Origin of the sequence: Nocardia sp. MH4 (genome assembly GCF_019266065.1) — a bacterium.
Lineage (GTDB): Bacteria > Actinomycetota > Actinomycetes > Mycobacteriales > Mycobacteriaceae > Nocardia > Nocardia canadensis.
Genome location: NZ_LPNR01000106.1, coordinates 64,166 through 76,343, shown reverse-complemented (window position 1 = coordinate 76,343; position 12,178 = coordinate 64,166). Strand labels below are relative to the sequence as shown.

Annotated in this window: 8 protein-coding genes; 5 read left to right on the top strand and 3 right to left on the bottom strand. The window is 67.9% G+C overall.

Annotation, left to right across the window (positions count from 1 at the left end; translation table 11 throughout):
* The first annotated feature begins 119 nt into the window (after positions 1-119).
* Positions 120-1,106, top strand: a complete 987-nt coding sequence (locus tag ATM97_RS18780; RefSeq protein ID WP_218719337.1) for a phosphatidylserine/phosphatidylglycerophosphate/cardiolipin synthase family protein — start codon at positions 120-122, stop codon at positions 1,104-1,106.
* Positions 1,107-1,727: 621 nt separating this feature from the next.
* On the opposite strand, the gene ATM97_RS18775 is transcribed toward ATM97_RS18780, so the two are convergent.
* From ATM97_RS18775 to ATM97_RS18765, 3 genes are all read right to left on the bottom strand, one after another.
* The gene (locus ATM97_RS18775) at positions 1,728-2,162 is read right to left on the bottom strand and encodes an ester cyclase (RefSeq protein WP_218719336.1); all 435 of its coding nucleotides are present in this window, start codon (positions 2,160-2,162) and stop codon (positions 1,728-1,730) included.
* 289 nt (positions 2,163-2,451) lie between these two features.
* Complete coding sequence (gene asnB, locus ATM97_RS18770; protein ID WP_218719335.1) at positions 2,452-4,296, bottom strand: asparagine synthase (glutamine-hydrolyzing); 1,845 nt, start codon at positions 4,294-4,296, stop codon at positions 2,452-2,454.
* A 420-nt stretch (positions 4,297-4,716) separates the two neighbouring features.
* The gene (locus ATM97_RS18765; RefSeq protein ID WP_218719334.1) at positions 4,717-6,372 is read right to left on the bottom strand and encodes an FAD-binding dehydrogenase; all 1,656 of its coding nucleotides are present in this window, start codon (positions 6,370-6,372) and stop codon (positions 4,717-4,719) included.
* Positions 6,373-6,435: 63 nt separating this feature from the next.
* Here ATM97_RS18765 and ATM97_RS18760 point away from each other — a divergent pair, with 63 nt between their 5' ends.
* The 4 genes from ATM97_RS18760 to ATM97_RS18750 all read left to right on the top strand — a co-directional run bounded on the left by ATM97_RS18760 (position 6,436) and on the right by ATM97_RS18750 (position 12,009).
* Positions 6,436-6,921, top strand: a complete 486-nt coding sequence (locus tag ATM97_RS18760; protein WP_218719333.1) for an Lrp/AsnC family transcriptional regulator — start codon at positions 6,436-6,438, stop codon at positions 6,919-6,921.
* Between the two features lie 155 nt (positions 6,922-7,076).
* Positions 7,077-8,078: a wax ester/triacylglycerol synthase domain-containing protein gene (locus ATM97_RS18755; RefSeq protein ID WP_255588013.1), complete on the top strand. Its 1,002-nt coding sequence runs from the start codon at positions 7,077-7,079 to the stop codon at positions 8,076-8,078.
* Positions 8,079-8,086: 8 nt separating this feature from the next.
* Entirely contained in the window at positions 8,087-8,365 is a 279-nt protein-coding gene (locus tag ATM97_RS34500) for a WS/DGAT domain-containing protein (protein WP_255588012.1), read from the top strand.
* A 167-nt stretch (positions 8,366-8,532) separates the two neighbouring features.
* Positions 8,533-12,009, top strand: coding sequence for an indolepyruvate ferredoxin oxidoreductase family protein (locus ATM97_RS18750; RefSeq protein ID WP_218719332.1), 3,477 nt, complete (start codon positions 8,533-8,535; stop codon positions 12,007-12,009).
* The last annotated feature ends 169 nt before the right edge of the window (positions 12,010-12,178 follow it).

Sequence of the window (12,178 nt, the reverse complement as noted above, 5' to 3'; positions counted from 1 at the left end):
TCGGCGCGCCATACAGCAGGCACGAACGGGCGTTGGCAGCCGGCGGCGGACACCGAATACAAGTCGCCAAGGACCCAGTGTCGCAGCCCTACTGAAGCCCATCCGGGTACCGTCGACACATGGATCACACGATCACGAAACTCGCAGGCGACCACCTCCTGAAGGCCATCGCCTCGGCCAGGCGCGACGTGTTCCTAGCCAGCCCCTACCTCACCATCGATCTCGCGACGCGGCTAGCCGATCGAGTGTCTTCAGAAGTGAAGTGGCGCTTCCTGACCTGCCTCAGTCCGGTCGCCACGGCCAACGGCTACCTCCCGATCAAGGGGCTGCAACGGCTGCTCGACGTCGGCGTGGAAATCGGGCATCATCCGCGGCTACATGCCAAGGCCTACATTGTCGACGACGACTTCGCCCTCGTCGGATCTGCGAATCTAACCGGTACCGGGCTGGGCACTCAAACCACATCGAACGCCGAACTGTCCGTACTGCTCCAGGGGGAGGCTATCGAAGAAACTCGCCACATACTGACGAGCTGGTGGACTGGTGACTTGGTCGACTCCCATCGACTCGCCCGACTCGCCGCAGAAGCCGCCAACCTCCCAAAAGCGGCCAAATACGTCCCAACGAATGGCAGGGGGTCAGCCCCGACAACCCGCGACGTCGAACAACTCCTAGCCGACGCACGCGATCCAGGACGAGCCCTTTGGGTCAAAGCCCAGCATCACGACCCATACCTCGACGGTTGGCGCGGGGAGGGCTGGTTCTCAAGCTCGAAACGCGGCAAACCAGGATTCCGTCAAGGCGACCTGGTGCTCATCTACTCAAAGAACGCCCATGGATGCTACGCCGTCGTTGAAATTGCCGACGAGCCGACATTCGACCCCGACTACGTTGCCGCCCGTAGCGAAGCACCTGACGCCGGCGAACGGTGGCCATGGGTAAACACCACTGCGCCACGGCTCGTGCCCACCGAGATCCAAATCGTGACGTACCAGGAAATCGGCTTCAGCCCGCAGGCACTTCAAAGCGGACACAAGCGACTCGCCCTCAGCGAGTTCGCCACGGCCGTCCGCACACTGGCGGAACGAACCGTCGAGCCTCTCTAGCCGGTTTGCATCTAGCTGTCAGCAGGTCCGCTCCTCAACCTACGCAGTCGCGGCAGTATCCAGATGGCCACACCCTGCATTCTGCGCGAACGTGTCGCGAAGCGGGTTTCGAGCCTGCGACTTGCTGGCGCACACGAACCAAGATCAAGACCATGGCCCGCGCCCATTCGTACCCGAGGGTTTGGCACTGGCGCTAAGGAACGGCTTGCCCAGGCCAATCACCGGCCCCCGTTTCATTGCGGGTACTTTCTACGATTTTTTTACGAAATTCACCCGGGTTAGTACAGGAATTCTTGGGAATGACCTGGCAGTTTCAAGATCTCCGAAAAGCCATCCACCTGCGAAAACAGCGATATATCGGGAACGAGCGGGCAATTTTGGGAACCTGCGGAAATGCTGCGCCGAATTCATGACCGACAAAGCCTATACCACCGCTGACCTGGGCATCTTCGGGGTCCACCCCTGCTCTCTACGATTTTTCGACGATTTACCCAGGATCCTCAACGCGTGCGTCGCCCCTCGGTATTCCCGGTTCGGCGACGAAGGGCCCGGTCAGCAGGGCTGCGAGTACGACGCGCGGAGGCAGTGGCGGCCTCCGCGCGAGCGGCGACGGTGGGGCGGTCAGGTTGTCGCGGAGTGGGCGGCCTGGACGACGCCGAGTTGCTGCAACATGCCGAGCGTGTCCCAGCAGGCCCAGCTCTCGATGATCTTGCCGTCCTGGAAGCGATTGACCGTGATGCCTTGCACGACCGCCGATTTCCCAGTGGCGTGCATGCCCATCATCTCGCCGTCGTTGGTTCCCGTCCCGGTCCATCGGGTGGTCACGAAGTCGCCCTCGGCGATCTGTTCGTTGACCAGGAAACGCTGATCCGAGAACGCGGCGAGATACATCTGCGCGAGTCGTTTCAGGCCGTCGGGTCCATGGAGTTCGGCGAAGGGGTTCTGTGGATCGTGGTTGATGCAGTCGGGCGCGATGACCTCGTCGAAAACGTCGAGGTCGCGCGAGTTCCACGCGTCGAAGATGCGCTTGGCGGCAGCCTTGTTCTGCTCTGACATGGCGTGTCCTATCCAGTAGTTACGCCGAACCGGCGAAGGCTCGCAGTCGCTACAGGCAGCGTTCGCCGCGCCCGGCGTTCAGTGGGGTGTGCGCGATGCCGACGGCGAAGCCAATCGTCACTACCCGATACGAAGACACTGCCGGCACGATGCCCGCCGGAGTCCAGCCCGGCAGAGATTCGGCTACCCGTCGGTCGCAACCTTGAAGCCGGTGTACGGAATCATTGTGCGCCCTTTTTCTCCGCGAGGTAAGGGGCGCCGGAGAGCGCGACTCCCCGGCGCACCACCGTCAGGTCAGCGCACTCATATCGACGTCGAACTCCTTGATCCAGGCGTTGGCGCGCAGAATCGTCTCGGTCCGAAGGCGGGCCCACGAGCCGCTGCCCGCGGTATCGGTGCCGTCGACGATCGCCGTGGCCGCGTCGACGTTCAGGAACTCCCGGATCGGCTCGTCGGCGCCGGTCAGCACCTCGTTCAGGCCCTTGCGCAGCATGTCGTCGTAGCCGGTGTCCAGGGTCGCCGGGAAGACCGACTTCGGGCGGTTGCGCACCGCGTCCGGCAGCAGATCACCGGCGGCGGCGCGCAGCAGCCATTTGCTCTCGCCCGGGCGCTGTTTCATCGACCACGGCACGTTGAACAGGTAGTCGATCAGGCGGTGGTCGCAGAACGGGACGCGGACCTCGAGCCCGACCGCCATGCTCATGCGGTCCTTGCGGTCGAGCAGCGGCCGCATGAATCGGGTGAGGTCGAGATAGTTGGCCGCCCGCATCCGCGCGTCCTGGGGTGATTCGCTGTCGAGGCGGGGCGCCTCGGCGATGCCCTGCGCGTACATCCCGCCGATGCGCTCGAACAGGCCGGTACGCGCCAGCACGCCGCCGTCGAACAGGCTGAACGTCGACGGGGTCCCCTGCAACAGCTGGAACGCCATCCACGGATAGATCGGCACGTCGAGGACCTTCTCGTCGTGCAGCCACGGGTACCCACCGAACACCTCGTCGGCGCCTTCCCCGGAGATCGCCACCGTGCAGCGCTCCCGCACCGCCTGGAACAGCAGGTACAGCGAGACGTCCATGTCGCCCAGGTGGTTGGGCAGATCCCAGGCCCGCAGCACCCGGCGCCGGACGTCGGGGTCACAGAGCGCGGCGGTCGCCACGTCGATGCCCTCGTGCTTGCAGCCGACGTAGTCGACCACCTCGCGGATGAAGGGCGCGTCCTCGGTCGCGCGCAGGATGTCGGCGGAGGTCTCGAAGAAGTCGGCGTGCCCGACGAAATCGATGGAGAACGACCGCACCACATCGGCCGCGGTGTTGGATCGAGTCGCCAGCGCGGTCAGCAGACTCGAGTCGATGCCGCCCGACAGCAGCGTGCCGATCGGCACGTCGGACACCAGCTGCCGCTCCACGATGTCGGCCAGCAACGCGCGCACCGTCTCCACGGTGGTGTCGAGATCGTCCTCGTGCGGGCGGGCCGTCAACCGGTAGTAGCGATGCCGCTCGATTCCCGCTCTGCCGACCCGCAGGTATTCGCCGGGCTGCAATTCCAGCAGACCGTCGAACGGCGTCTGGCCCGACATATTCGCCTGCAACACAAGGAAACTGGCGAAACCGTCGACATCGACCTTTCGCTCGGCCGCCGGGTTGGCCAGGATGGCCTTGGGCTCGGAGCCGAACAGGATCCCGTCGGGGGTCGGGTAGTAGTAGACGGGTTTGACGCCCACCCGGTCCCGCACGAGGAACAACTCCTGGCTGCGCTCGTCCCAGATCGCGAACCCGAACATGCCGTTGAAGCGCTCGACGCAGGCGATGCCCCACGCGAGGTAGGCGCGCAGCACCACCTCGGTGTCGCTCTTGGTCGTGAACCGGTGACCCGCGCCTTCCAATTCTTGCCGCAATTCCCGGAAATTGTAGATCTCGCCGCTGTAGGTCAACACGACGTCATCGCGGACCATCGGCTGGACACCGCCCTCGATATCGATGACCGACAATCGACGATGCCCGAGTGCGGCGTGCCGGGAAATCCATTCCCCGCCGGCATCCGGTCCGCGCAGGAGCATCGTCTCCGTCATTCGCCGAACAATCGATCGTTGCGTCTCGAGATCTCTCGAGAAGTCGACCCATCCGACAATTCCACACATTTGTTTTCAACCTCCGAGAATATGACCGAGCGAATGCGGCGACGCGCGTGCGCAGGGGCGCCCGGCAGGTCACCGCCGGGACGAAACCGGTTGGCCACCAACCGGATCGCGCCCTCGACACGGGGCCGACATGGTTAGCTACGCCACCTATCGAATTCGCCGAGCCCGCCGCCACACACCCCCATCGAACGCGCACGGGGCACGGTCGTGCAATGACCGGAACCCAAGAGAATGCCCGACTCAGCTCAGACGACGAGCGCGGACTCCAGTTTTCTTTCCCCCTCGCCTCAAAGCCCGCAGCCCAAAATATGCGCTCGACCTTCGTGCGTCAAGGCGCTCGACTCGACACCATTCAGGGAATCACCCGACGAGAGCGGAACTCTGGTGCGCGACACTATTGCGCCGATCCGCGGGGCCGCCTCAGACCCGGCCCGCGACGGCGCGGCCCGCCGCGCGTCCGGAGAAGAGGCAGCCGCCCAGGAACGTGCCCTCCAGCGCCCGATACCCGTGCGCCCCGCCACCGCCGAATCCCGCGACCTCACCCGCCGCGTACAGGCCCTCGACCGCCGTCCCGTCTGGTCGCTGGACCTGGGATGACAAGTCGGTTTCGATGCCGCCCAGCGTTTTCCGGGTGAGCAGATGCAGGCGGACGGCGATCAGCGGGCCCGCCTGGTGGTCGAGCAGCTTGTGCGGTGCGGCTACCCGGATGAGCCTGTCGGGGCGGTAGGCGCGCGCCGCGCGGATCGCCGCGATCTGCAGATCCTTGCCGAAGGGATTGTCGAGCTCGCGGTCACGCGAGGTCACCTCACGCCGCACACTCGCCACGTCGAGCACATCGTCACCGGCGAGTTCGTTCATCCGGCGCACCAGGTCGTCCAGTTCGTTCTCGACGATGAAGTCGGCGCCCTTGCGCTTGAACGCCTCGATCGGGCCCGGCGCGCCCTTCTTCACCCGCTCCAGCAGCAGCCGAATGTTGCGGCCGGTCAGGTCCGGGTTCTGTTCCTGCCCGGACAGCGCGAATTCCTTCTCGATGATCCGCTGGTCCAGCACCAGCCAGGTGTAGTCGAAGCCGGTGCGGTTGATGTACCGCATCGAGCCGAGCGTGTCGAAGCCGGGGAACAGCGGAGGCGGCAGCCGCGTGCCGGTGGCGTCCAACCAGAGCGAGGACGGACCGGGGGCGATGCGGATGCCGTGGTTGGGCCACACGGGGTCGTAGTCGATGACGCCCTCGGTGTAGTGCCACATCCGGTCGCGGTTGATCACGCTCGCACCTGCGCGCTCCGAGATCTCGAGCATCCGCCCGTCCACGTGCGCGGGCACCCCCGCCAGCATGTGCTCGGGCGCGCGACCCGCACTCGCCGGCCAATTCCGGCGGATCAGCTCCGGGTTGTGCCCGATGCCGCCGGAGCTGACGATCACCGCCTGCGCACCGAACTCGAACTCCCCCACCGGTTTCCGGGATGACGCGACACCACGCGCCGTGTCCGAGGGCTCGAGCACGGTGCCACGCACACCCGTCACCGCGCCGTCGGTGACGACCAGTTCGTCGACCTGATGGCGGAACGCGAAGGTCACCAGCCCCCGATCGACGCCGTCGCGAACCCGCGACGCGATGATGTCGACGATCCGCGGCCCGGTGCCCCAGGTGATGTGGAAACGCGGCACCGAGTTGCCCGGCCCGTAGGCGCCGTAGCCACCCCGCTCGGCCCAGGCGACGATCGGAAACGACTTCCAGCCGCGTTGGGACAGCCAGCCGCGCATTTCCCCGGCCGCGAATTCGACATAGGCCTGCGCCCACCTGCGCGGCCAGTGGTCCTCACGCGCACGATCGAATCCGGCATTGCCCAGCCAGTCCTGCCATGCCAGGTCATAGGAGTCCGTGATGCCGACCCGGCGCTGCTCCGGGCTGTTCACCAGGAACAGCCCGCCGAAGGACCAGAACGCCTGTCCGCCGACATTGCCGGCGTTCTCCTGCTCGACGATGAGCACCCGCTTGCCCGCGTCGACCAGCTCCGCCGCGGCGACCAATCCGGCGAGTCCGGCTCCGACGACGATGACGTCAGCAGATTCGGCCATCATCAACGGTAACTCCGCGTCCCGGCCCGGGGAAGAGACACTTCCGCCGTGCCAGAATGCGGCATGACCATCAAGTTCGACGCACTCGATGCCGCGTTGCTGGCCGAACTGGCCGCGGACCCACGGGCGCCGATCCTCGAGCTGGCCCAGCGGCTCGGAATCGCCCGCAATACGGTGCAGGCGCGGATGAAGCGCCTCGAATCCTCGGGCGCGGTGCGCGGCTATCCGCCGGACATCGACGTGCAGGCGATCGGCTTCGCCGTGCACGCGTTCCTCGGGGTCGAACTCGATCAGAACAAGATGGATCCGATCATCGAGACGTTGCGCGGTTTCCCGCACGTGCTCGAGGTGCACGCCACCACCGGACGGGCGGATCTGCTGGTCCGCATCGCGGCGCGGTCACAGCAGGACCTGCTGGAGATCATCCAGCGGGTACACGCCATCGACGGGGTCAACCACACCGAGACCATGCTCGCGCTGGCCACCCCGATCGGCTACCGGAGCCTGCCGCTGGTCGACCATCTGACCCACCGGCCGAATCAGCCGTAGCGGAGTCGGGTCGCCACTTCGACGACTCGCCGTCGCCGACCGGTGCCGCGACGGCGACGGAAGACCTCGGCCTGCGGGACCTGCGGCCCTGGCCGGGGCGATCGGCCGACGACGATGCTGGAGGTGACAGCACCAACCGACGACAGAAGGCACCCATGCGCGGGTCCCGACTCTCCGAGACCGATTTCCTCACGTGGCGGCTGCAGCAGAACCCGATCCTGCGGCCGACGATCGTCGCGGTGCTGATCCTCGATTCCGCACCCGGCTGGGATCGGCTGGTCGGCGCGGTCGAGCGCGCGACCCGGGCGGTGCCGGGATTCCGGAGCAAGCTGGTCGGCGAACGCCTCGGCCTGCGTCCGCCGCACTGGGTACCGGACCAGGCCTTCGACCTGTCGTGGCACCTGCGAGAGGTGCGAACTCACCGCCCGGTGGATGCCTCCGTGGCGCTCGAGTTCGCTCGCGCGGAGGCGATGGCGGTCTTCGATCGCGCCCGTCCGCTGTGGCGAGCGCAGCTGATACAGGGACCCGATGACGGCACCGCCGCCCTGGTGCTGACGGTCCACCACACCCTGACCGACGGCGTCGGCGGTATGCGCATGCTGTCCGCGATGTGCGATGGCGAGGCAGCCGGGCACCGCTCGGACACCGGACCGGCGGCCGGCGCCACGCGTTCCGGCCCAGCCCACCGCGTGCGATCCGTGCGGGGCGCCGCCACGGCGGTGACCTCCCTCGCTCGCCTGGTCAAACCGGTCCTCTCGACCCTGTCACCGGTCATGACCGAACGCAGCACCGGACGCAGGCTCGCGGTGCTCGATCTTCCCGCCGAGCAGTTGCGGCGCAGCGCGCACACCGCTGGGTGCACGATCAACGACGCCTTCCTGACCGCGGTCCTCCTCGGCCTGCGCCGCTACCACGACCAGCACGGCGCGACCGTCGACCGGCTGCGGGTGACCATGCCGATCAGCCTGCGCGCCACGGACGATCCCCTCGGCGGCAATCGGATCAGCCTCGCCCGCTTCGTGGTCCCGGCGGACATCGCCGATGCCACCGACCTGATGCTCGCGGTGGACACAGCGGTTTCCGCCCAGCGGAACGAGCCGGGCGTCCACTACTCGGGCGCGGCCGCCGCTGTCCTCAACCGGTCCCGATCCGGTTGATCTCGAGCATGCTGGAACACATCGACTTCGTCGCCTCGGATGTCCCGGGTTCCCCGGTGCCGCAGTTTCTCGCCGGGGCGCGCATCGATCGCCTGTACGCGTTCAGCCCGACGCTCGGCGCGTCGTTCAACATCACGCTCACCACGAATACCGGGATCTGCGGTGTCGGCATCAACGCCGACACCGCGGCCGTTCCCGATCTCCCGGCGCTGCGCGACTGCGTCGCGGCGGGATTCGACGCCGTACTGCGGGTGGGGCGCGACTCGGGCGAGACGGACCAGACGTGATGTGACCAAGGTCTCCCCGCTCGAGCAGATTGACACCCCCACCCCAGTGGCGTAGATCACTTTTGAGCAGACTGATCAACTTTTCGACTGACTGTTGACACCCATCACCCACCCACGGCAGATTTCGCGGCACCGATAGCAAGTTCCTTCGTTGCAGTGAGGCGTCCATGACCACCGTCGTCTGTCCGACCGCCCGGCCGCAGGCCGAGCCTGCCGCGCCCTACGACCTCGCCGATCGTTATCGCTCCGGAGCCGGACCGGTGCTGCTCACCGGCGTCCAGGCCATCGCGCGGCTGCTCGTGGAACAGCATGTGCGCGATCTGCGCGCCGGGCGCCGGGTGGCGACCTTCGTCTCGGGCTATCAGGGCAGTCCGCTGGGCGGGGTGGACAAGATGCTGCTCGGGATGCCGGAGGTGCGTGCCGAGCACGACATCACCTTCGTCCCCGGGTTCAACGAGGAACTGGCCGCCACCGCGGTCTGGGGCAGTCAGGCCGAGCTGCCCGCCGGCACAGCGACCCATGACGGCGTGGTCGGCGTCTGGTACGGCAAGGGGCCCGGCGTCGACCGCGCCACCGACGCGATCCGCCACGCCAACATGTACGGGGTGAACGCGCGGGGTGGCGTACTGCTGCTGGTGGGCGACGATCCGGCGTCGAAGTCGTCGACCGTGCCCGCGGTGAGCGAACGCTCGCTGGCCGCGCTGGGCGTGCCGGTGCTGTTCCCGCGCAATGCCGAGGAGATCATCACTCTGGGGATGCGGGGCATCGCGCTGTCGCGGGCCTCGGGCTGCGTGGTGGCGTTGAAGATCGTCGCCGACGTGGCCGACGGCGCCTGGACCGTCGACGCGAGCGTGGCCGATCTCGCCGTCACCGTGCCCGAGGTGCAGTGGGAGGGCAAGCCGTTCGGCTACCGGCAGCGGCCGATGGCGGCGCCCGCCGACAGCGTGCTCGCCGAGGCGGACCTCTACGGTCCGCGCTGGGCGATGGTGCAGGCGTACTCGGCGGCCAACGCCCTCGACGTGGTCGAGGTGGATCCGGCCGGGGCGAAGCTGGGCATCGCGGCCACCGGGACCACCTTCGACGCGGTCCGCCAGGCGCTGCTCGACCTGGGCGTCGACGAGGCGGCCATGCATCGGGCCGGTATCCGGCTGCTGCGCATCGGCATGCCGTACCCCGTCGGCGCGGCCGCGGTGACCGAGTTCGCCCGCGGCCTCGACGAGCTCGTGGTGGTCGAGGACAAGACCGCGTTCATCGAGACCCAGATCCGCGACATCCTCTACGGCACCCAGGACGCACCCCGCGTCCTCGGCAAGCACGACGAGCGCGGCGCGCGCCTGATGCCGGTCGACGGCGAACTCACCGCCGGTCGGCTGCTCGCCCCGCTGCGCCGGGTCCTCCGCGGCCGGGTGGAGCTGAAAAGGGCAGCGCCCCCGGCACTTCCGCTGGAGGTCCTGTCCGCCAAGCGCACGCCGTACTTCTGCAGCGGCTGCCCGCACAACCGGTCCACCGCGCTGCCGGAGGGCTCGATCGGCGGCGGCGGCATCGGCTGCCACACCCTGGTGACCATGTCCGGACGCGCCGACAGCGCGGTTACCGGGCTGACCCAGATGGGCGGGGAGGGCAGTCAGTGGATCGGCCAGGCGCCGTTCACCGATGTGCCGCACCTGTTCCAGAACATCGGCGACGGCACCTTCTTCCACTCCGGGCAGCTGGCCGTGCAGGCGTGTGTCGCGGCCGGGGTGAACATCACCTACAAGCTGCTCTGGAACGAGGTCGTCGCGATGACGGGCGCCCAGGACGTGGAGGGCGTGCTCACCGTCGCGCAGCTGACACACAAGCTCACCACCGAGGGCGTGCGGCAGATCATCATCTGCGCCGACGAACCTCGGCGGCACCGGAAGCGCTCGCTCGCCAAAGGCACGCTGCTGTGGCACCGCGACCGGCTCGACGAGGCCCAGCGGAGGCTGCGCGAGATCGAGGGCGTCACCGTGCTGATCTACGACCAGCACTGCGCCGCCGACGCGCGCAGGCAGCGCAAGCGCGGCGCGCTGCCGGTGCGCAACACCCGGGTGGTGATCAACGAGGCGGTCTGCGAGGGCTGCGGCGACTGCGGCACCAAGTCGAACTGTCTGTCCGTGCAGCCGGTCGAGACCGAGTTCGGCCGCAAGACCCGCATCGATCAGACCTCGTGCAACACCGACTACAGCTGCCTCGACGGCGACTGCCCGTCGTTCGTCACGGTGGAGACGGTGCCCGACAAGCCCCGAAAGACCAAGCGCCGCAAGTCCACCGCACCGCCCACCGTCGCCGATCCCGGCCTCGGCGCGCCACCACGCACCCAGAACGTGCTGATCGCCGGCATCGGCGGCACCGGCATCGTGACGGTGAATCAGGTCTTGGCCACCGCTGCCCTGCGCGCCGGCTACGAGGTGGAGAGCCTGGACCAGATCGGGATGAGCCAGAAGGCCGGTCCGGTGGTCTCGCACCTGCGGTTCTCGGGTGCGGAGCTGGAGCCGGCCAACCGGCTGACCCCGGGCAGCGCGGACTGCCTGCTCGCCGTCGACCTGCTCACCGCCACCGAATCGCGGTATCTGCAGTACGGCGACGCGGCCCGGACCGTGGCCGTGGCCTCGACGAGCCAGACCCCCACCGGCGACATGGTCTACGACAAGTCGGTGGCCTACCCCGCCACCGAGACGCTGCTGGATCGGCTCGCGGCGGTATCGCGTTCGACGCACCAGCTCGACGCCCTCGCGGCGGCGCAGACCCTGTTCGGCAACACCGCGGCGGCCAACTTCCTGATCGTCGGCGCGGCCGTGCAGTCCGGTGGGCTGCGGCTGCCGGTGGCGGCGATCGAGGAGTCCATCGGGATCAACGGGGTCGCGGTGGATGCCAATATCGCGGCGTTCCGATGGGGGCGGGTCGCCGTCGCCGATCCGGCCGCGTTCGCCGCGGCTGTCGATGAGGGGCAGCCGCGACGCACTCCCCCGCGGGTGCCGGTGGAACTGCTGGCGCACACCGACTTCGACGGCGAGGTGCGGCGGCTCCTGGAGCTGCGGGCGGCGAACCTGATCGGCTACCAGAACGCCGAGGTGGCCCGACGCTACATCGAGACCGTCGACATCGCCTGGGCGGCGGAGCGGAAGGTCACCGACCGCACCGACTTCAGCGAGGCCGTGGCACGCGGGCTCTACAAGTTCACCGCCTACAAGGACGAGTACGAGGTGGCCCGGCTGCTGGTCGATCCGGCATTCCTCGACGAGGTAGGGGCCCAGGTCCCCGGCGGCGAGAAGCTCACCTACCGGCTGCATCCGCCGGTACTGCGGGCCCTGGGCAGGCGCAAGAAGATCGGGCTGGCGCCGAAATCGCATGTGGCGCTGAAGGTACTGGCCAAGGGCAAGTTCCTGCGCGGCACCAAGCTCGACCCCTTCGGCTATGCCCACGTCCGCAAGGTCGAGCGGGAACTGCTGGCCCACTACACCGACATGGTGCGGCGGCTGGCGGCCGAGCTGCGCCCGGAGAACTACGACACCGCCACCGCGGCCGCCGCGCTGCCCGACGTGGTGCGCGGCTACGAGGACATCAAGCTCGCCAATGTCGAGCTGTACCGCGACAGACTGCGCGAGCTCGGCATCGAGTACTGACGAAACACCCTGCGGCGCGCCCACTGCGGAGCTCCGCGACACCCGTCGCGCACCGGCGGTGACGATCCCACCGTCGTGCGCCACCGCACCACGACCCCCGTGGTGCGCCCCACCGCCGCACACCCGCGGCACCACAACACCGACGCACCCCGGCACGACCCGTGGTGCG